We start from the raw sequence: 21,832 nt of genomic DNA on the forward strand, positions 1-21,832 counted from the left end.
CGGATGAAATTGCAGCAAAACCACTTAAAAGAGCACGTTATTTCTACAGTTCTTTGAATTTATCCGCGAAAAGAGCCACTTTTTCCCAGTTGGTGTACTCCACTTCTTTAGTCGTGTCCGTTTCACCACCAGTCATCGACATAATGAACTTGATCATCATTTTGTCGAACCAACCGTAACGCGGATAGTAAAGGGCACCAGCGAAGACTCCAATTAATGTTGGCTTCCAAGGAGATTTGATTAGGAACTTACGAATGTAGGCACTTCCTTCTGGGGTATCTTTCCCTTGGTCTTCTTTGCGGGCGGTTAAGTTCACACAGAAGAAAGCCACTTTATTCTGTTCTAGCTGAGTGAGGTTGCGTTCAATAAATTGGTATAGCTTCTTATTTAGGTGACCATAACGAATAGAGGCACCAATGAGCACTTTTTCATATTGGCTGAAATCCATCGTCTCTACATTATGTAAATCCACCAGCTCACATTCAAAGTCTGTTAATTGCTCTTCTATATAGTGGAAGATTTTTTTGGTTTGCCCTTCACGAGAAGAGTATAGAAATAATGCTTTTGCCACGATTTCCCCTTAACTACGCCAAAACGTCGGCGTGAGTAGAATAAGTAAGGTAAATATTTCCAGACGACCAAATAGCATGGAGACGATCAACACCCATTTCGCTTTGTCGTTTACATCACCAAAGTGAAGTGCGACTTCGCCCAATCCAGGGCCAAGGTTGTTGAGTGTCGCTGCTACGGCAGAGAATGCACTTAACTCATCCATGCCTGTTGCAATCAAACCCAACATACATACCACAAACACTAATGCGTATGCTGAGAAGAATCCCCATACAGCATCGACCACACGTTGCGGTAATGCACTACCTCCGACTTTGATGGTGTAAACCGCACGAGGGTGAACCAAACGTTTAAGTTCACGCGCACCTTGTAAGGTAAGAAGCAGAATGCGGATCACTTTCATACCACCACCGGTCGAACCTGCGCATCCTCCTATAAAAGAGGAGAACAGCAACAGCACTGGCAAGAACAATGGCCAATCTGCAAAACCGGTTGTGGTGAAACCTGCGGTTGTCGAGATGGAGACAGTTTGGAACAATGCTTGGTCAAACGCATCATAAGGTGATGTGTAAGAGTGGTGCTTCAATAGTAGTAAGAAGCAAACCAAAAACAGTAACACCTGAATAAAGATGAACGCGCGGAACTCTGGGTCTTTCCAGTAATACTTAGGATGAACCCCACCAGAGGCAAATGCCGCAAAGTGCAGAGTGAAGTTACAAGCAGAGATCAGCAAGAACACCACGGTAATCAGGTTAATCGCATAACTGTCGAAGTAGCCCATGCTGGCATCGTGAGTTGAGAAGCCACCAATCGCAATAGTAGAGAAGCTGTGGCTGATGGCATCAAACGGCGTCATGCCCGCGAGCCAAAAAGCAACCGCACAAGCGATTGTCAGGCTTAAATAGATGTACCACAGCGCTTTTGCTGTCTCGGCTATGCGCGGGGTCATTTTGGTATCTTTCACTGGACCCGGGATTTCTGCGCGGTACAACTGCATCCCACCGATGCCCAACACTGGCAAAATAGCGACCGCAAGTACGATGATCCCCATCCCACCAAACCATTGTAGAAATTGGCGGTAGAACAAAATCGCTTTAGGTAACTCATCAAGGCCGACAATAACGGTCGCCCCTGTCGTGGTTAAAGCAGAGAAGGATTCAAAAAAAGCGTCAGTCACAGAAATGTTGGGATTATCTGCGATTAAAAATGGAAGCGAACCCGCGCTGCCCAAAACCGTCCAGAAAAGAACGACGATAAGAAAGCCATCACGTGATTTGAGCTCATGTTTATGCCGACGGTTAGGAAACCAACACATCGCTCCACAAAAAAGCAGCACAAAAAAAGTCGTGACAAAAGGTACACCAGCGCCGTCTCGATAAAGAAGCGCAACCAGTGCAGGTGCCAACATGGTGACACTAAAAAGCGCGAGCAAAAGCCCGACGATTCGAATAATTGAACGAAATTGCATGGATTAATTGACTAGCGAAGCTGTCCCTGTTGCTTCCTGGTTTTCATTATTGTCCGTCGAGTGGGGTTACAATTGCCTTTGCCCCACTTTTATTGATGATAGCTTGGGTAAACGCGCTCACTTCACGAAGCTCAATTTCCACCACTAATATTACCTGATCGCTATATTCAGCAGCGACTTCTACCGCTCCAAATTGAGGCATGATCGACTGGGCGATAGGCATAAACCCATAGTCTAACGTTAGTCTGAGTTTTGTGGTTATTTTTTTCTCAATAGTTTGAAGCAGCTTGAGAGCTTGCTGCACCCCGCCGCCGTAAGCTTTGACTAAACCGCCAGTACCAAGCTTGATGCCCCCTGAATATCGCGTCACTACCGCAGTGATCTCTCCCACGCGAGAACCCGATAGCTGCGCCAAAATTGGCTTGCCAGCAGTCCCGGACGGCTCGCCGTCATCACTGAAGCCCCATTTCATTGAATCTTCAGGTCTGCCCGCTACGAATCCCCAGCAATTGTGTCTTGCATCCGAGTGTTTGGCTTTAATTTGATCAACAAACGCCTTCGCCGCATCAACGCTTGGCGTATGTGCGAGGTAGGTAATAAAGACACTTTTTTTGATTTCTTCTTCAAACAGAGCAGGCGCTGAGGGAATCAGATAAGGCTGGTCATTCATAGCATTAGGTCAATGTTTACTTTGCTCGAAGTCTATCACGAGAGTGAATTCAGAGTCGCATAAGATCTGCCACAGCGCACAATGTTAAACACTTGTTTAAAAAATGTATTGAAATTAAACAATCCGCGATCCAAACTAACTTTACTGGTCAAACCAGAATAAGAATAAACGACTTCCTCGATACTTATTTGCCGACGAATTTAGCACTAACAATAGGTATACAGACAATCCACGATTGTATGTCATGGAGATAGACAATGATTTACCAAGCCGACACCCTACAGGTAAAGGAAATACAAGATGGCATAGCAGAGCTGAGCTTCTGCTCCCCTAAATCCGTAAACAAGCTCGACCTAGCAACGCTAGAGTCTCTCGATAAGGCTCTTGATGCGTTGACTTCACATCAAGGTCTAAAGGGCTTAATGCTCACTTCAGATAAAGACGCGTTCATCGTTGGCGCAGACATCACTGAATTCTTGGGCCTCTTCGCTAAAACAGACGCCGAGCTCGATCAATGGCTACAATTTGCCAATAGCATCTTCAATAAACTAGAAGACTTACCCGTTCCGACAATCTCAGTACTTAAAGGTCACACACTTGGCGGCGGCTGTGAATGCGTACTGGCTACCGACATGCGTATCGGTGACAAAACCACCAGCATTGGCCTACCAGAAACCAAACTGGGCATCATGCCAGGCTTTGGTGGTTGCGTGCGTTTGCCGCGTGTTATCGGTGCAGATAGCGCGATGGAAATCATCACGCAAGGCAAAGCATGTCGTGCAGATGAAGCATTGAAGATTGGTTTATTGGATGCCGTGGTTGAAACTGATGCGTTGTATGAATCCGCATTGCAAACACTGACTTCAGCTATCAACGAAAAGATCGATTGGCAAGCACGTCGTAAACAAAAAACCTCGCCACTGACACTCAGCAAGCTAGAGTCGATGATGAGCTTCACAATGGCAAAAGGCCTAGTGGCACAAGTAGCCGGTCCACACTACCCTGCGCCAATGACTGCAGTTATTACGATTGAAGAAGGCGCACGCTTTGCACGTAACGAAGCACTCGACATTGAACGCAAATACTTCGTTAAACTCGCGAAATCAGAAGAAGCCAAAGCTCTGGTTGGTCTGTTCCTCAACGACCAATACATCAAAGGCATCGCGAAAAAAGCGGCGAAATCAGCAAGCAAAGATACTGAGCGAGCAGCGGTATTAGGTGCAGGCATCATGGGTGGTGGCATCGCTTACCAATCTGCGCTGAAAGGCGTGCCAGTATTGATGAAAGACATTGCCCAACCATCTCTCGATTTAGGCATGACCGAAGCGTCTAAACTGCTAAACAAACGCCTTGCTCAAGGTCGTATCGACGGCTTCAAGATGGCGGGCATTTTGGCATCAATTACCCCAAGCCTACATTACGCAGGCATCGAAAACTCAGATGTGATTGTTGAAGCCGTTGTCGAAAATCCAAAAGTAAAAGCAGCGGTACTGAGCGAAGTCGAATCGCACGTTGGTGAAAACACCGTCATTACATCAAACACATCGACGATTCCAATCAACCTATTGGCACAATCACTTAAACGCCCAGAAAATTTCTGTGGTATGCACTTCTTTAACCCTGTGCATCGCATGCCTTTGGTTGAAATCATCCGTGGTGAGAAAACTTCTGATGAAACCATCAACCGCGTAGTGGCTTACGCAGCGAAAATGGGTAAATCCCCAATCGTCGTGAACGACTGTCCGGGATTCTTCGTCAACCGCGTATTATTCCCGTACTTTGGCGGTTTCAGCATGTTGCTTCGTGACGGTGCAGACTTCACTAAAGTCGACAAAGTCATGGAACGCAAATTTGGCTGGCCGATGGGCCCGGCGTACTTGCTTGATGTAGTCGGCATCGATACTGCGCACCACGCACAAGCGGTGATGGCAGAAGGTTTCCCTGAGCGAATGGGAAAACAAGGTCGTGACGCGATTGATGCTCTATTCGAAGCCAACAAATACGGTCAGAAGAATGGCAACGGTTTCTACAGCTACACCATTGATAAAAAAGGTAAGCCTAAGAAAACCTTCACTGAAGATATCTTGCCAGTACTGGCAGACGTCTGCGCGGATAAACAAGAGTTCGATGAGCAGACCATCATCCAACGTATGATGATTCCGATGATCAACGAAGTGGTGCTGTGTCTGCAAGAAGGCATTATTGCAACTCCTCAAGAAGCAGATATGGCGCTGGTTTACGGCCTTGGTTTCCCTCCATTCCGCGGCGGTGTATTCCGCTACCTAGACAGCGTAGGTATTGCTGAATTTGTTGAAATGGCAAAACAGCACGCTGATCTAGGCGCGATGTACCATGTTCCGCAAATGTTGATTGATATGGCGGCGAAAGGCGAAAGCTTCTACGGCGCGCAACAGCAAGGCTCTATCTAAGGAGGGATTCCAAAAATGACTAATCAAACCAGAAACGTTGTCGTAGTCGATTGTCTACGTACCCCAATGGGTCGCTCTAAAGGTGGTGCTTTCCGTCATACTCGTGCAGAAGACCTTTCTGCACACCTAATGAAAGGCATTCTGGCACGCAACCCACAAGTGAACCCAAGTGAGATTGAAGACATCTACTGGGGCTGTGTGCAACAAACGCTTGAGCAAGGCTTTAACATCGCGCGCAATGCAGCGCTGCTTGCTGGCCTACCAATTGAGATTGGCGCAGTAACCGTGAATCGTCTGTGTGGCTCATCTATGCAAGCCCTGCATGATGGTACTCGTGCAATCATGACAGGTGACGCGGAAATTTGCCTGATCGGTGGTGTCGAGCACATGGGTCACGTACCAATGAACCACGGTGTGGACTTCCACCCTGGCATGTCGAAAAACGTCGCCAAAGCCGCTGGCATGATGGGTTTAACCGCTGAAATGCTTGGTAAGCTTCATGGTATCAGCCGTGAGCAACAAGATGAGTTTGCGGCGCGCTCTCATGCTCGTGCTCACGCAGCAACATTGGAAGGTCGCTTTAAAAACGAAATCCTACCAACCGAAGGCCACGCAGCAGACGGTACATTGTTCCAGTTAGATTACGATGAAGTGATTCGTCCAGAGACCACCGTTGAAGGTCTGTCTCAACTTCGCCCGGTATTCGACCCAGCGAACGGTACCGTAACAGCCGGTACATCTTCAGCCCTATCCGATGGTGCATCCGCAATGCTGATCATGAGCGAAGAGAAAGCCAATGAACTTGGTTTGAAGATTCGCGCACGAATCAAAGGCATGGCGATCGCAGGTTGCGATCCATCCATCATGGGTTACGGCCCTGTACCTGCAACGCAAAAAGCGCTGAAACGTGCAGGTCTTGCAATTGAAGATATGGACGTTGTCGAGCTAAACGAAGCGTTTGCAGCGCAATCTCTGCCATGTGCGAAAGACCTAGGTCTGCTTGAGGTGATGGACGAAAAAGTGAACCTGAATGGCGGCGCGATTGCTCTAGGTCACCCATTGGGTTGTTCTGGCGCACGTATCTCGACAACGCTTATCAACCTAATGGAAGCCAAGGACGCCAAATACGGCCTTGCGACCATGTGTATCGGTCTTGGTCAGGGTATCGCGACAGTCTTTGAGCGCCCGTAGCCCTTAACATCACCAGTTAGGTAATCAACCAATACCAGCAAAATTTGGTATTACACTTAAGGCGGCATCTTATGTCGCCTTTTCTTTTATTAGGCACCCTATAATTTATGCACAAAACACATAAATTAGATGATGAAGTTTCATTTTATTCATAAATAAAGAAGGCATACACTTACAGGCAGTTAATGGCTTGCTGCTCGTGGCATTCCAGCCGCGCTATCGCACACTCGGAGAACCTTATGTTTAATGCTCTAGTTCTAAACCAAGAAGACAAACGTACTATCGCAAACATCGAAAAAATCGATGAAACACAACTGCCGGAAGGCGACGTATTGATTGACGTTGATTACTCATCGTTAAACTACAAGGATGGCCTTGCGATCACAGGGAAAGGTAAAATCATCCGCAACTTCCCAATGGTACCAGGCATTGATCTAGCAGGTACGGTCGTAAGCTCTGATGATGCACGCTACCAAGCAGGCGATAAAGTCGTTCTTACTGGCTGGGGTGTCGGCGAAAACCACTGGGGCGGTATGGCGCAACGTGCACGTCTAAAGGCGGATTGGTTGGTTCCTCTACCAAAAGGCTTAGACAGCAAAAAAGCAATGATGGTCGGTACAGCTGGCTTTACCGCAATGCTGTGTGTTCAAGCTCTGCTGGATGCTGACATCAAACCTGAAGCTGGCGAAATCCTTGTCACTGGCGCCAGTGGCGGCGTAGGTTCGGTGGCAGTGACACTTCTGGCTCAACTGGGCTACAAAGTGGCAGCCGTTACCGGTCGTGTTGAACAAAACGGTCCGCTTTTAGAAAAACTGGGCGCAAGCCGCATCATCGACCGTGTTGAATTTGAAGAGCCTGCACGCCCACTTGAAAAGCAAGTATGGGCAGGTGCGGTAGATACCGTAGGCAGCAAAGTACTAGCAAAAGTATTGGCGCAAATGGATTACAACAGCGCCGTCGCGGCGTGTGGTCTTGCAGGTGGTTTTGATCTACCAACTACAGTGATGCCGTTCATCCTACGTAACGTTCGTCTACAAGGTGTGGACTCAGTAATGTGTCCAACAGAGAAACGCATCGCAGCATGGGAAAAACTGGTTGAACTACTACCAGACAGCTATTTCGAGCAAGCGTGTACTGAAGTAGAACTAGCAGAAGCACCAAAATACGCAGAAGACATCACCAACGGTCAAGTAACAGGTCGTGTGGTTATCAAGCTATAAACACTGACTCAGCGTAAACAAACGAAGAGCCAGCGTTGCTGGCTCTTTTGTTATCAGTTCAATCCCATGTCTTCGATTCGCTTTGCAATCAGCCTGCTGCACTCTTCACGCACAACGGAGCGCAGCCATTCTTGAGCAGGAGAATGCTCACAGCGCGCATGCCAAATCATCGAATAATCAAAAGGCGTAAATTGGAATGGCAACGGTTTTACGACTAGGTCATAACGCTCAGCAACCAGATACGCCAAATCTGCCGGAACGGTAATGATGATAGGTAGTGTATCCACAATCGCCAGCGCAGCTTCTAAATGGTACGCACGCAGCACCATTTTGCGTTGCGGCTTGTCGATCAGAGCCTGCTCAATCAACGCTTTCACTCCGTCACTGATGGCAATCATCGCGTGAGGGTGGCTCAAATAATCGTCCAAACTCATCTCTTGATTCGCCAACGGATGCTGTTTGGACAGTAAACACAACACGCCAACGCGGCCAAGAATTTCGCTACGCAGCGGCTCTACGGGGCCAGTTGGGCGACAAATGGCGAGATCAGCCCCTTCATAAGTCAACTGATCGGATAAACGGTCATGCTGCAAAGGCAAAAAGTTAAACGACACATTCGGCGCTTCTTGATAAATGCGCGGTAAAGCGAACGGCAGAATGGTTTGCATGGCGTAGTCCGTGGTCGCGATAGTGAACGTCTGATCGCACTCCTGAGGATCGAACTCGACGGGCGACAACAATTGGCGCAGCGATTCCAACGGTTCACCTAAGGAGCGATCAATTTCCAACGCCTTTTGGGTTGGGATCAAGTGCTGACCTTGGCGCGTAAACAGCGGATCGCCAAGCAGATCGCGTAATCGTCCTAACACACGACTCATCGCCGATTGGCTTAAATTAAGGCGAGTTGCCGCCTTACTGACGCTGCTTTCTTCAATCAGTACACGCAACGCGACTAATAAATTCAGATCTCGGCGATAGATGTCTTCTAGTTCCACGATTTGCCACTTACAATGCGAGGGGTTTATCAAATTGTACTCTTCAGGCAAAAAAAATCCCGCCTTTCAGCGGGGAAGCCCAAGAAAAATGGGGATAGTGTCGGAATGAAGTGTTGGTAAAAATAGGTGAGCAGTATTGATCATGTTTGATTGAGGCAAGAGGCGCTAATTCTCTTGCTCTGATGCACCTGACCATTTGTGCATCTCAATCCAAATCCCAATAATGGTTGCACTCATGCCTGCTAAAGGCATCAATGAGGTTTCAGCTGGCGTTCTAAGTACCAATGCACAGAACGAGATAAAACACAGCACTGAGTAAATCGTGAGTCTGTCTAACACTGTTAACATCGCCTCTCCTTGCCAGTTGTTACCAAATTGTTAATTTAAGGTAAAACAAAAAAATCCGTTTGCCAAGTGGTTATTGAATATTTTTTCAACGAACGTAAAATTCACCGCTAAGTTAGTTACGAGAATCACACTATGAGCTTTAATCCTGAACTGGCAACAAAGACATTAGAGGCGGAAGGACTGCGCTGCCCAGAGCCAGTGATGATGGTCAGGAAGACAATTCGCAACATGCAAGATGGTGAGGTTTTGCTAGTAAAAGCGGACGACCCATCGACAACTCGAGATATTCCGAGTTTCTGCCGCTTTATGGATCACCAGTTGATTGCAGCGCAAACAGAACAACTGCCTTATCAGTACCTGATTAAGAAAGGTTTGGAATAATCTCAGTGAGATCACAAACGGCAGCCCAGTGGGCTGCCGTTTGTTTATTCGTCATATTCTAGTGTGCGAACTTCAGATTGGAGCTTGTTAAGTTGTTTCTGCATCGCACGTATTTCTTCATGCATTGGAATAATGTGCGCCACCCGAATCCACGCTTCAACCGTCAAGCCAGTAAGAATGAACGTCCCTGCCACAATCGGCAACCACATATCAGTCAGTACCATCGCTAACAAGCACAGCGCCAAACCAAAGGTGAATAAATAACTCTGACTCTTTGGGGTCATCCCCATGTAACGTGTAAGCATAAACTTGCCCTCTCGCTATCATTCACACCATTAAACTACCATGACAAGTATGACACTAATATGTCATCCGTCACGCTACGGAGCGATTTTAAGTCAGAGTTTGAGCTGCGCCACTAATTCGCTAGTTATTGATAATTCGCACCATTTTAACGATTGTTCGCAGATAACGTTTTTCCTTTTCAGGCTACGTTATCCGCTTCAAACCATTAAAAGAAGGCCGCACCAATCGCCAACAACACGAACAAAATAGCGGTTACTTTACGGATCAAACCCAATGGCATCTTGTCTGCTGAAAGCTTACCAATCAACACCACTGGTACGTTGGCCAACAGCATACCAATGGTAGTGCCAAGTATGACCCAACTCAGCGCATCCGCGTATTGCGCGCCTAGAATGGAAGTCGCAATCTGAGTTTTATCACCGATTTCAGCAACAAAGAAGGCAATAAAGCTGGCAATGAATGGTCCACGATTCGATATCTCTTCGTCGTCATCCAGTTTGTCTGGGATCAGAACCCAAGCTGCCATGGCAACAAAACTGACCACCAGCACCCATTTTAAAACATCAGGAGATAGATAGTCGGCCACTACCACACCTAACCATGCAGCTAAAGCGTGGTTGGCAATGGTCGCCAAAAAGATGGCTGCAATAATTGGAATGGGTTTGCGGTAACGACTGGCAAGTAATAGGGATAGCAATTGGGTCTTATCGCCAATTTCTGCTAACGCCACAGTAGTGATTGAAATAGCTAAAACGCTCACGACATGCTCATTGGGGCGGGATAATTATTTTAACCATAGACAAACCTCACGCCCCACCCCGGTTCATGATGATTTGTCTAAGGTCTTGCTAAACTTGAAAGGCTTCAAGTCTCGAACGCCATGGTGATTTTGCACCAATTATGTTGACGAACGAACCGGATGAAACAGAGACTTCATCAGGTAAGCTACTCCCCAAAGACAGGCGCAATTCTAGCCACCTTTGTTGCGCATCACAAGAGTCAAAGCAGGTGAAAACTCCCTTTTAGGAAAAATACAGCAGATAACGCGGTAAAAATTCATTAAAGGAGAAAATTGCCCACGAATTAATCAAGATTAGCTCTACTCCCATGCTCAATATCTGGTTATACTTGATTGTTATTTTATTCAACCGTAATTACTCTTTATCGCCCTTGTTTGAGTTGAAAAACTCGGCATACGAGACGAATTAATGAGTAACTAGAGAATCGCGCGAACCTGACTTATGCAAAAATACGATATCAAAACCTTCCAGGGAATGATCCTCGCGCTGCAGGATTATTGGGCTCAAAATGGTTGTACCATTGTTCAACCGCTAGATATGGAAGTGGGTGCGGGTACCTCTCACCCAATGACCTGTCTACGAGCGCTTGGCCCAGAGCCAATGTCGACAGCTTACGTACAACCTTCACGTCGTCCTACTGATGGCCGTTACGGTGAAAACCCTAACCGTCTTCAGCACTACTACCAATTCCAAGTAGCGCTAAAACCATCGCCTGACAATATTCAAGAGTTGTACCTTGGCTCCCTTGAAGTTCTTGGTATTGACCCACTTGTACACGACATCCGTTTCGTAGAAGACAACTGGGAAAACCCAACACTAGGCGCATGGGGTCTAGGCTGGGAAGTTTGGCTAAACGGCATGGAAGTAACTCAGTTTACTTACTTCCAACAAGTTGGCGGCCTTGAGTGTAAACCAGTGACTGGTGAGATCACTTACGGTATCGAACGTCTAGCAATGTACATCCAAGAAGTAGACTCGGTTTACGACCTAACTTGGAACATCGCGCCAGACGGCAGCAAGGTAACTTACGGTGACATTTTCCACCAAAACGAAGTTGAGCAATCAACTTACAACTTCGAACACGCAGACGTTGATTTCCTATTCAGCTTCTTCGACCAGTGTGAAAAAGAATCGAAAGAACTACTCGAGCTAGAAAAACCGCTACCTCTGCCTGCTTACGAGCGCATCTTGAAAGCGGCACACGCGTTCAACTTGTTAGACGCACGCAAAGCAATCTCGGTTACAGAGCGTCAACGTTACATCCTGCGCATCCGCAATCTGACTAAAGCAGTAGCAGAAGCATACTACGCATCGCGTGAAGCTCTTGGCTTCCCAATGTGTAAGAAAGAACAAGCGTAAGGGGTAGAGTCACATGGCAAAAGAATTTCTAATCGAGCTAGGTACAGAAGAGCTACCACCAACGCAACTTCGTACTCTAGCTGAAGCATTCGCAGCAAACTTCGAAGCAGAACTAAAAGGCGCTGAGCTTGCTCACGAAGGCGTAAAATGGTTCGCGGCACCTCGTCGTCTTGCATTAAAAGTCGCAGCATTGGCAGAAAGCCAATCAGACAAAGTTGTTGAAAAACGTGGTCCTGCGGTTTCTGCAGCATTTGACGCGGAAGGCAACCCGACCAAAGCAGCTCAAGGCTGGGCACGCGGTTGTGGCATCACTGTTGACCAAGCTGATCGCATGGTAACCGACAAAGGCGAATGGCTACTGTTCAAACAAGAAGTGAAAGGTCAGCCTACGTCTGAGATCGTAGTTGAACTTGCAGCAAAAGCACTAGCAAACCTACCTATCGCAAAACCAATGCGCTGGGGTAACAAAACGACTCAATTTATCCGTCCAGTTAAGACGCTAACCATGCTAATGGGCAGCGACCTAATCGAAGGCGAGATCCTAGGCGTAGCATCAAGCCGCACTATTCGTGGCCACCGCTTCATGGGTGAAAAAGAGTTCACTATCGATTCTGCTGAGCAATACCCTGCAATCCTAGAAGAGCGCGGTAAAGTCATGGCAGATTACGAAGCGCGTAAAGCAATCATCCTAGCTGACGCACAAAAAGCAGCAGCAGCGGTTGGCGGTATCGCTGACCTAGAAGATGACCTAGTCGAAGAAGTAACGTCTCTGGTTGAATGGCCAGTAGTTCTAACAGCGAAGTTTGAAGAAGAGTTCCTAAAAGTGCCTTCTGAAGCGTTGGTTTACACTATGAAAGGTGACCAAAAATACTTCCCTGTTTACGATGAAAACAAGAAGCTACTACCGAACTTCATCTTCGTATCGAACATCGAATCAAAAGAGCCTCGTTACGTAATTGAAGGTAACGAGAAAGTAGTTCGTCCTCGTCTTGCTGACGCAGAATTCTTCTTCAACACAGACCGTAAGCGTCCGCTTATCGACCGTCTGCCTGAGCTAGAACAAGCGATCTTCCAAAAGCAACTGGGTACGATCAAAGACAAAACAGACCGCATCACAGAACTTGCTGGCTACATTGCTGAGCAAATCGGTGCTGACGTTGAGAAATCAAAGCGTGCTGGTCTACTAGCAAAATGTGACCTAATGACCTCAATGGTATTCGAATTCACGGATACTCAAGGTGTGATGGGTATGCACTATGCTCGTCACGACGGTGAAGCAGAAGAAGTTGCAGTCGCGCTGAACGAGCAATACATGCCTCGTTTCGCAGGTGATGAACTGCCATCAAACGGCGTTTCAACCGCAGTTGCAATGGCAGACAAGCTAGACACTATCGTCGGTATCTTCGGTATTGGTCAAGCGCCTAAAGGTTCTGACCCATTCGCACTACGTCGCGCATCTCTAGGTGTACTACGTATCATCGTTGAATACGGCTACAACCTAGATCTTGTTGACCTAGTAGCGAAAGCGAAGTCACTGTTTGGTGAGCGTCTAACCAACGACAACGTTGAACAAGACGTTATCGAGTTCATGCTTGGTCGTTTCCGTGCTTGGTACCAAGACGAAGGCTTCAGCGTAGACATCATTCAAGCGGTACTAGCGCGTCGCCCAACGAAACCAGCAGATTTCGACCAACGTGTAAAAGCGGTTTCTCACTTCCGTGAACTGGAAGCGGCAGAGTCTCTAGCAGCAGCGAACAAACGTGTAGGTAATATCCTAGCGAAATTCGACGGCGAACTAGCAGAAGAAATTGACCTAGCACTTCTACAAGAAGACGCAGAGAAAGCACTAGCAGAAAGCGTTGAAGTCATGACAGAAGCACTAGAGCCAGCATTTGCAACCGGTAACTACCAAGAAGCCCTAAGCAAGCTAGCTGACCTACGTGAACCAGTGGATGCGTTCTTCGATAACGTAATGGTAATGGCAGACGACGAAGCACTTAAGAAGAACCGTCTGACACTGCTAAACAACCTGCGTAACCTGTTCCTACAGATCGCAGACATTTCTTTGCTTCAAAAGTAATTCATTACTCTTCGAAGTGATTAAGAGATAAGTAAAAGGGAAGCGTCAGCTTCCCTTTTTTGTTGCCTTCAAACGGAGATAACCGGTTCTTATTATTCATTTTGTGAACAAGGCAAAAATTTGTAGGGTGAGACGCGTTGAACTTGTTGGTGCAGAGCTCGGATTGTAGAGGCACAGTTTTGCTATAACTGGGTTGTTTATTCGGGGGAAGGACACAATGAAAAAAACAATTCTCGCACTCTCTATCGGCCTACTGAGCGCCTGCAGCCAAATTCCAGAAAATGCCATCGTATTAAGCGTTGGAGACGATACTGCCGTCTTCGAACCAAACTCAGACGGTTTACTCGTCGCAGAGCAAAAACTAGAAAAAGGCAACTACACCTTTACCATTGCCGACAGCAAACAAACCTGTGGCAACAGCTTTGCGCTAGCGGAAGAAAGTCGCATCAAATTCAATACACCATTAAAAATGGATAACTGTGCAACCGACACATCTATGCCTCTGCGCATTTTCAAAGCCAATACCTACCTCTTCACGCTCAATCCAGACACCAATGAGCTAACCGTTAAAATCAAACCAAAACAAAGTCAGGACATCACCTATTCTTGCCCTGTTGCAACCGACACAGCTAAAACCATCAACGTAGCCCAAACCTTTACTGATGGCACTGTTGTTCGTGACGCCTTAACCGGGCAAGAAGCCACCGTCGCCAATGGCAGCGTAACCATGCAACCAGGCCCGATTAGCCAAGGTCTATTGCTGTTAGAAGAGGTTGATCAGCAAGCCGAAAAACCTTTCAGCTGGGACAACGCGACGGTGTATTTTGTCATGACCGACCGCTTCTATAACGGCAACCCGGACAACGACAACAGCTACGGTCGCAACAAAGACGGAAAATATGAGATTGGTACCTTCCACGGTGGTGACTTAGCGGGTCTGACGAAAAAACTCGATTACATCGAATCACTTGGTGTGAATGCCATCTGGATAACCTCACCACTGGAACAAATCCACGGCTGGGTTGGCGGCGGCGATAAAGGCGACTTTAAACACTACGGCTATCACGGCTACTACCACCAAGATTGGACCAAGCTTGATGCCAACATGGGTACCGAAGATGAGCTGAGAACCTTCATCGATACCGCGCACAAGAAAGGCATCCGCGTGATTTGGGATGTGGTCATGAACCATACTGGCTACGCAACATTAGCCGACATGCAGGAATTCGGCTTTGGTCAACTTTACCTTGATGACCAAGAAGCCAAAGAAGTCCTTGGTGAAAAATGGACCGACTGGCAACCAAAATCGGGACAAAGCTGGCACAGCTTCAACGACTACATCAAATACGGTGATAGTGAAGCGTGGGAAAAATGGTGGGGCAAAGATTGGATCCGCACCGACATTGGTGACTACGATGCGCCGGGCTACAATGACATCACCATGTCTTTGAACTACCTACCGGATCTCAAAACCGAATCGACGCAGAAAACCGGACTACCAAACTTCTTCCGCAATAAAAACACCAATGCGCAAGATGAGTTGAAAACCCCACGAGAACATCTGATCACATGGCTATCGGATTGGATACGTGATTACGGCATTGATGGCTTCCGCGTCGATACCACCAAACACGTTGAGATGGAAGCCTGGGCAGAGCTCAAAGCAAGTACCACTCAAGCCCTCGCCGAATGGAAACAAAACCACCCCGACAAAGCACTCGACGATCTGCCATTTTGGATGACCGGCGAAGTGTGGGCACACAGCGTGGTGAAGAGCCCGTATTTCGATAACGGCTTCGATTCGATCATCAACTTCGAGTTCCAATCTGACGTGGCACCAAAAGCGCTAAAGTGTTTCGCTCAACTTGATAATGATTACCGCCGCTATGCAGAGCGTATTAACTCCGATCCTGAATTCAACGTGTTGAGTTACCTGTCTTCGCACGATACTCAACTGTTTTGGTCGGCACGCAGCCGCAGCTTTGACGACCAAGCTCGCGCCGCCAATGCGTTAATGCTGGCACCGGGTGCAGTACAAATCTACTACGGCGATGAGATTGCCCGTGACTTTGGCGTGACTGGATCCGATCCGACCCAAGGTACACGTTCCGACATGCCATGGGACAAGATTCATGGCGAGCGTGAAGACTTACTACAACATTGGCAGAAATTGGGCGAATTCCGTCAACGCCACCCAGCGGTTGCTCAAGGTAAGCACATCACTCGTAATCAAGAAGGCTACTACGCATTCGAACGCCAATACCAAGACGACAAAGTACTGATTGTTTACACTGGCGAATAACCGACTCACTCCACCAGCAAGGGAAGCATTTCGCTTCCCTTTTTTAATTCCACATCCTCTCCATCTGGTCTGATGACAAACTTTTTTCTTCTTCGAGTAAATTCACACTTTGCGTCGTAATAACATTAGGGTAAGGTCAAGTATTACTCTATAAGCTGATGTTTCGTCAGCAATCAAGACACATAAAGCAATCACAATGAATTAGGTATATGTAAGCATGCAGTTCTCAAAGTTTGGTGAAAAATTTAATCAGTATTCAGGTATTACGCAGTTAATGGACGATTTGAATGATGGCCTACGCACGCCAGGTGCCATCATGCTCGGTGGGGGTAACCCGGCCGCCATTCCTGCCATGCTCGATTACTTTCACCAAGCCAGTGAAGAAATGCTCGCCAGTGGCGAACTCGTCGCCGCGCTCACTAATTATGATGGCCCTCAGGGTAAAGACGTGTTCGTCAAAGCGCTCGCTCAGCTGTTTCGTGAAACATACGGCTGGGACATTAGTGAGAAGAATATTAGCCTGACGAATGGCAGCCAAAGCGGGTTCTTCTACCTATTTAATTTGTTTGCTGGTCAGCAGCCAGATGGTTCGCACAAAAAAGTCCTGTTGCCTATCGCACCGGAATACATTGGCTACGGTGATGCAGGTATCGATGAAGACATTTTTGTTTCGTACCATCCAGAAATCGAGCTACTCGACAACGGCCTATTCAAATATCACGTTGATTTTGAAAAGCTCACCGTCGATGACTCCGTCGCAGCAATTTGTGCATCTCGCCCAACCAACCCAACAGGTAACGTACTGACTGACGAAGAAGTGCGTAAACTGGACAAATTGGCGCGCGAGAACAACATCCCACTGATTATCGACAATGCGTACGGCTTGCCGTTCCCGAACATCATTTTTGAAGATGTCGAACCGTTCTGGAATGAAAACACCATCCTGTGCATGAGCTTATCTAAACTTGGCTTACCGGGTGTGCGATGTGGGATTGTGATTGCGAGTGAAGAAATCACCCAAGCACTCACCAATATGAATGGCATCATCAGCTTAGCGCCAGGCAGTGTTGGCCCAGCATTGGCAAACCACATCATCGCTAAAGGCGATCTACTCAAACTGAGTTCAGAGGTGATTAAGCCGTTCTACAAGCAGAAATCACAACGCGCGGTAGAACTGCTACAACAGGCGATTACCGATGAGAGATTCCGTATCCACAAACCTGAAGGGGCGATCTTCTTGTGGTTATGGTTTGATGAGCTGCCAATTACGACAATGGAGTTGTACCAACGCTTGAAAGCGCGTGGCGTATTGATTGTTCCGGGTGAGTACTTCTTTATTGGTCAGAAAGACGAGTGGGACCATGCTCATCAGTGCTTACGCATGAACTACGTTCAAGACGATGAGATGATGCAGAAAGGTATCGCGATTATCGCGGAAGAAGTCGAAAAGGCTTACCAACAAGGTCAGTAAAGCAAACTCCCGCATCAAAGACACAAATTAAAAAGAGCGCCAACTGGCGCTCTTTCTCACTCTATAGGGCAAATAACTTGCTGATTAGTTGCTTTCTAGCAGGTTGTTGCCACCGATAGCAATTTTACGTGGTTGCATTGCTTCTGGAATTTCACGCACCAAGTCAATGTGTAATAGGCCGTTTTCCATTGAAGCGCCAGTCACTTTTACATAGTCCGCTAATTGGAACTTACGTTCAAAATCGCGCTCTGCAATGCCTTGGTACACGTAGTTTTTGCCTTCTTCTGCTTTACGCTCGCCCTTCACGATCAACATGTTTTCATTTTGAGTTAGATCGAGTTGGTCTTCAGAGAAACCAGCAACTGCCATAGTAATACGGTAGTTGTGCTCATCTTTTTGCTCGATGTTGTACGGAGGGTAACCGCCAGAAGTATTTTTCGCTGTATTCGCTTCCATCAGGTTTAGCAGACGATCAAAGCCAATTGCATTACGGTATAGTGGTGAGAAATCTACGTTACGCATAAATCTATCCTCTTAATTAAGCAATAGTCTTAGTTCGGATGAAATTCATCCTACTGGCGTGTTTATGCAAAAACCGACGCCGAACTAAGAGATTCTTATCATTCCACTGGCCTTGGTTTGGCTCGGAGACATGATATTGAATCTAAAGGTTTAAGTTGTGTGCTAAAACACCATATCCTCTTTTGAGCGATCTCGTTTTAGCGATTCCAGAGGGCTGGTCTTCTAGTCTCTAGCAAGCCAGTCATCCTCTTCACAACTAGATATAAGGTCATCAAAAATCGCTTTCAAGGGACAAAATGAAAAAAATTTCAACGCGCCTATTAAAGACCTCAAATTAAGCTCGCTTTTCCTACGCGACAACAATACAAAGCCCACCTCTTACGGCGGGCTTATAAGCCGCAATTTTTATTTGCGAGATGGTTTACGCGCTTTCACCATCCCTTGCTCGGCCGCTTTCTCTTGCTTCAACTTACGTTTTTCTTTCAAGCTTAACTGGGGTTGCTTCTTGTCTTTTTTACTCATGACTTCACCTCTATTTTACTGACATAGCATACAGCTACACACCAGATGCGGTGTTGGTGGCTGTGATTGATGAATGATTTCGGTAATCACAAAGCAGCGGCGCTGGTTGAATATCTCGAGTTCTAAGACCTCATCCTGAGAGCGCCCCAACAATCGGGAACCTAAGTACGAATCAACAGCTAGCATCCCCGCAAGAGGTTGGCTCTTACGTGAATCAACTAACGTCATGCGATATTGATAGGAGCGGTCAAGATCCACTAAGCGAACGGTGTCGCCAATCGCAATTCGGGCTAAGTTGCGACACTGGATTTGCTGTTCGTAGACTTCAAACAGCGACAGTAATCTTAGTGGTGATTGATAGGTTAAAAAGCGACTGGTTAACCACCAAGTTCGCAGCGCTAAGCAGTACGCAGTGAACCAGCGTTCAAACATGATATTTTCCTTCTTAATGCCTTGTCTTACAGATAATTGCAGTGCATTGAACCGGAAGTGCGTCACCTCCGGCTTAGTTCAGGAAAATCGTCACCATGTTTTCTAACCTCGTATGATTGGAAAGCTCTACAGCACTATAGCGAGCAGGAAAAAGAAAGCAAAAGCACTCAAGCGAACAAAATGGCAAGAAAAACAGAAAAGGGAAACAAAATGGTGCCGCTACTCAAGCCTCTGGCAGTTAGTAGCAGAAAAGCCAAAGTCTTGGCATAAAGTGGTGATTTTCATACCACCAAGAAACAAAAAAGCAGCGATGACTCGCTGCTTTTTTCTATCCAAAAACGCTTGTCGCTACACGTCTAGGTTTGCAACCTTCAGTGCGTTCTCTTCGATGAAGTGACGACGAGGTTCAACTTGGTCACCCATTAGCGTTGTAAACAATTGGTCTGCGCCTACCGCATCTTCAATCGTTACTTGCATCATGCGACGCGTCTCTGGGTCCATTGTGGTTTCCCAAAGCTGATCTGGGTTCATCTCACCTAGACCTTTGTAGCGCTGACGGCTTAGGCCACGCATCGATTCTTTAACCAACCACTCAAGTGCTTCAGCAAAGCTTGATACTGGCAGAGTACGTTCACCACGTTTGATGTACGCGCCCTCTTCTAGAAGACCGTCTAGGACTTCAGAAAGGTCCGCCAGTTTGCCGTATTCTTTTGAGTTTAGGAAATCAACACTTAGCGAGTGCTCGTGAGTCACACCGTGTGTACGAACGATGATCTTCGGCAGGCTCAAACCAAGCTCTGCGTGCAGCTCCACTTCGTAGCTGTATTGGCTTGCACCCACTTCTTTCGCGTTTAGTTGCTCAACAAGTTGTTTTGTCCAAGCTTCTACTGCTGCTGCATCATGACACTGCTCAGCCGTTAGACGAGATGTGTAGATAAGCTCATGCACTAAGGCGCGAGGGTAACGACGGCTCATACGATCAGCAAGCTTGATACCTGCATTGTATTGTTGAACCAGTTTTTCTAGCGCTTCACCAGCTAGAGCTGGAGCTTCTGCGTTTACGTGCAGTGATGCGTTGTCCAATGCCAATGATACTTGGTATTGGTTCATCGCTTCTTCATCTTTGATGTACTGCTCTTGTTTGCCCTTCTTCACTTTGTATAGTGGTGGCTGAGCGATGTACACGTAACCACGCTCGATAAGCTCTGGCATTTGACGGTAGAAGAAAGTCAACAGTAGCGTACGGATGTGCGAACCATCGACGTCAGCATCGGTCATGATGATGATGTTGTGGTAACGCAGTTTGTCCGGGTTGTACTCGTCACGACCGATACCACAGCCAAGTGCTGTAATAAGCGTTGCAACTTCTTGCGAAGACAACATCTTGTCGAAACGTGCTTTTTCTACGTTTAGGATCTTACCTTTCAGCGGTAAGATTGCCTGATTCTTACGGTTACGACCCTGCTTAGCTGAACCACCCGCAGAGTCACCCTCCACAATGTATAGTTCAGAGAGTGCCGGATCTTTTTCCTGACAATCTGCAAGTTTGCCTGGTAGGCCTGCTAGGTCTAGCGCGCCTTTACGACGAGTCATTTCACGCGCTTTACGTGCAGCTTCACGTGCACGTGCTGCATCGATGATTTTCGAGCAAACCATCTTCGCTTCGCTTGGGTTTTCGACCAAGAACTCAGATAGCTTCTCACCCATCGCCGATTCAACCGCTGATTTCACTTCAGAAGAAACCAGTTTATCTTTAGTTTGGCTCGAGAATTTTGGATCAGGCACTTTTACTGAAACAACGGCTGTCAAACCTTCACGCGCATCGTCACCTGACGTTGCCGTTTTCGCTTTCTTCGAGAAGCCTTCTTTATCCATAAAGCTGTTTAGCGTACGTGTTAGTGCCGCACGGAAACCAGCAAGGTGAGTACCACCATCGCGCTGTGGAATGTTGTTGGTGAAACAGAAGATGTTCTCTTGGAAACCATCGTTCCACTGCATTGCCACTTCTACCGAAATGCCGTCTTCACGTTCTAAGTCGAAGTGGAAGATTTTCTCGATGATTGGAGTTTTGTTGGTGTTTAAGTGCTGAACGAACGCTTGAATACCACCTTCATACATGAAGTGGTCTTGCTTGTCCGCTTCGCGCTCATCAATAAGCTTGATAGAAACGCCTGAGTTCAAGAACGATAGTTCACGCAGACGTTTTGCTAGGATATCGTAATGGAATTCAGTGTTAGAGAAAGTTTCTGCACTTGGCCAGAAACGAATTTGTGTACCGGTTTTATCCGTATCACCCACAACCGCTAGAGGCGCTTCAGGCTCACCATGACGGTAAGTTTGCGTGTGGATATGACCGCCACGATGGATGGTTAGTACCACTTTTTCTGACAGTGCGTTTACTACCGACACACCCACACCGTGCAGACCACCCGATACTTTGTACGAGTTATCATCGAACTTACCACCAGCGTGAAGTACCGTCATGATAACTTCTGCTGCTGATACTTTTTCTTCTGGGTGCATTTCTGTTGGAATGCCACGACCATCATCGCTAACGGAAACCGAGTTGTCCTCATGAATTGTCACAACGATGTCTTTACAGTGACCTGCCAACGCTTCATCAATTGAGTTATCCACCACCTCGAAAACCATGTGGTGAAGGCCGGTGCCGTCGTCCGTGTCCCCGATGTACATACCTGGACGCTTACGTACCGCATCCAGACCCTTCAGTACCTTAATACTCGATGAATCGTAATTTTCAGACAT

At 47.1% G+C, this 21,832-nt stretch carries 18 protein-coding genes; 8 read left to right on the forward strand and 10 right to left on the reverse strand.

Annotated elements, in window-relative coordinates; genetic code table 11:
* Positions 1-43: 43 nt before the first annotated feature.
* Genes hemG through UF05_RS14945 form a run of 3 tightly spaced genes read right to left on the reverse strand, consistent with a single transcriptional unit; the run spans position 44 to position 2,708 of the window.
* A complete protein-coding gene (gene hemG / locus UF05_RS14935; RefSeq protein ID WP_005465051.1) occupies positions 44-571 on the reverse strand; it encodes a menaquinone-dependent protoporphyrinogen IX dehydrogenase in 528 nt (175 codons plus the stop codon).
* A gap of 9 nt (positions 572-580) precedes the next feature.
* Positions 581-2,038, reverse strand: coding sequence for a TrkH family potassium uptake protein (locus UF05_RS14940; RefSeq protein ID WP_005465049.1), 1,458 nt, complete (start codon positions 2,036-2,038; stop codon positions 581-583).
* Positions 2,039-2,084: 46 nt separating this feature from the next.
* Positions 2,085-2,708 (reverse strand): YigZ family protein, encoded by a 624-nt coding sequence (locus UF05_RS14945; RefSeq protein WP_005465047.1) that lies wholly within the window; start codon positions 2,706-2,708, stop codon positions 2,085-2,087.
* A 257-nt stretch (positions 2,709-2,965) separates the two neighbouring features.
* Between UF05_RS14945 and fadB the strand changes: the two genes are divergently transcribed.
* The 3 genes from fadB (at position 2,966) to acuI (ending at position 7,548) form a co-directional block, all read left to right on the forward strand.
* Positions 2,966-5,137 (forward strand): fatty acid oxidation complex subunit alpha FadB, encoded by a 2,172-nt coding sequence (gene fadB / locus UF05_RS14950; protein ID WP_045545961.1) that lies wholly within the window; start codon positions 2,966-2,968, stop codon positions 5,135-5,137.
* Between the two features lie 15 nt (positions 5,138-5,152).
* Positions 5,153-6,328 carry an acetyl-CoA C-acyltransferase FadA gene (gene fadA / locus UF05_RS14955; protein WP_005458696.1) on the forward strand — a complete coding sequence of 392 codons (1,176 nt, stop codon included), beginning with the start codon at positions 5,153-5,155 and terminating at the stop codon, positions 6,326-6,328.
* Positions 6,329-6,567: 239 nt separating this feature from the next.
* The gene (acuI, locus tag UF05_RS14960; RefSeq protein WP_045545962.1) at positions 6,568-7,548 is read left to right on the forward strand and encodes an acrylyl-CoA reductase (NADPH); all 981 of its coding nucleotides are present in this window, start codon (positions 6,568-6,570) and stop codon (positions 7,546-7,548) included.
* 53 nt (positions 7,549-7,601) lie between these two features.
* Here the strand turns inward: acuI and UF05_RS14965 are convergent, their stop codons facing one another.
* Positions 7,602-8,543 (reverse strand): LysR family transcriptional regulator, encoded by a 942-nt coding sequence (locus UF05_RS14965; RefSeq protein ID WP_197065585.1) that lies wholly within the window; start codon positions 8,541-8,543, stop codon positions 7,602-7,604.
* 165 nt (positions 8,544-8,708) lie between these two features.
* Positions 8,709-8,891 (reverse strand): hypothetical protein, encoded by a 183-nt coding sequence (locus UF05_RS14970; protein WP_045545963.1) that lies wholly within the window; start codon positions 8,889-8,891, stop codon positions 8,709-8,711.
* A 132-nt stretch (positions 8,892-9,023) separates the two neighbouring features.
* On the opposite strand from UF05_RS14970, the gene tusA reads away from it, so the two are divergent.
* Positions 9,024-9,272 (forward strand): sulfurtransferase TusA, encoded by a 249-nt coding sequence (gene tusA, locus UF05_RS14975; RefSeq protein WP_005426051.1) that lies wholly within the window; start codon positions 9,024-9,026, stop codon positions 9,270-9,272.
* Positions 9,273-9,316: 44 nt separating this feature from the next.
* On the opposite strand, the gene UF05_RS14980 is transcribed toward tusA, so the two are convergent.
* A complete protein-coding gene (locus UF05_RS14980; protein ID WP_005497541.1) occupies positions 9,317-9,577 on the reverse strand; it encodes a hypothetical protein in 261 nt (86 codons plus the stop codon).
* A gap of 206 nt (positions 9,578-9,783) precedes the next feature.
* Positions 9,784-10,338 (reverse strand): TMEM165/GDT1 family protein, encoded by a 555-nt coding sequence (locus UF05_RS14985; protein WP_005458690.1) that lies wholly within the window; start codon positions 10,336-10,338, stop codon positions 9,784-9,786.
* Positions 10,339-10,819: 481 nt separating this feature from the next.
* Between UF05_RS14985 and glyQ the strand changes: the two genes are divergently transcribed.
* The 4 genes from glyQ to UF05_RS15005 all read left to right on the forward strand — a co-directional run bounded on the left by glyQ (position 10,820) and on the right by UF05_RS15005 (position 17,590).
* Positions 10,820-11,737: a glycine--tRNA ligase subunit alpha gene (gene glyQ, locus UF05_RS14990; protein ID WP_005458688.1), complete on the forward strand. Its 918-nt coding sequence runs from the start codon at positions 10,820-10,822 to the stop codon at positions 11,735-11,737.
* A gap of 13 nt (positions 11,738-11,750) precedes the next feature.
* Entirely contained in the window at positions 11,751-13,817 is a 2,067-nt protein-coding gene (gene glyS / locus UF05_RS14995; RefSeq protein ID WP_025796226.1) for a glycine--tRNA ligase subunit beta, read from the forward strand.
* Between the two features lie 217 nt (positions 13,818-14,034).
* A complete protein-coding gene (locus UF05_RS15000) occupies positions 14,035-16,119 on the forward strand; it encodes an alpha-amylase (RefSeq protein WP_045545964.1) in 2,085 nt (694 codons plus the stop codon).
* A 217-nt stretch (positions 16,120-16,336) separates the two neighbouring features.
* Positions 16,337-17,590 (forward strand): valine--pyruvate transaminase, encoded by a 1,254-nt coding sequence (locus tag UF05_RS15005; protein WP_005458682.1) that lies wholly within the window; start codon positions 16,337-16,339, stop codon positions 17,588-17,590.
* An 84-nt stretch (positions 17,591-17,674) separates the two neighbouring features.
* Here UF05_RS15005 and UF05_RS15010 read toward each other — a convergent pair whose 3' ends face one another.
* From UF05_RS15010 to gyrB, 3 genes are all read right to left on the reverse strand, one after another.
* Positions 17,675-18,112: an Hsp20 family protein gene (locus UF05_RS15010; RefSeq protein ID WP_005458680.1), complete on the reverse strand. Its 438-nt coding sequence runs from the start codon at positions 18,110-18,112 to the stop codon at positions 17,675-17,677.
* A 537-nt stretch (positions 18,113-18,649) separates the two neighbouring features.
* Positions 18,650-19,066 carry a GreA/GreB family elongation factor gene (locus UF05_RS15015; RefSeq protein WP_024703786.1) on the reverse strand — a complete coding sequence of 139 codons (417 nt, stop codon included), beginning with the start codon at positions 19,064-19,066 and terminating at the stop codon, positions 18,650-18,652.
* 348 nt (positions 19,067-19,414) lie between these two features.
* The gene (gyrB, locus tag UF05_RS15020; protein WP_031855131.1) at positions 19,415-21,832 is read right to left on the reverse strand and encodes a DNA topoisomerase (ATP-hydrolyzing) subunit B; all 2,418 of its coding nucleotides are present in this window, start codon (positions 21,830-21,832) and stop codon (positions 19,415-19,417) included.

It is taken from the genome of Vibrio sp. S457-15, assembly GCF_000960545.1.
GTDB lineage: Bacteria > Pseudomonadota > Gammaproteobacteria > Enterobacterales > Vibrionaceae > Vibrio > Vibrio parahaemolyticus.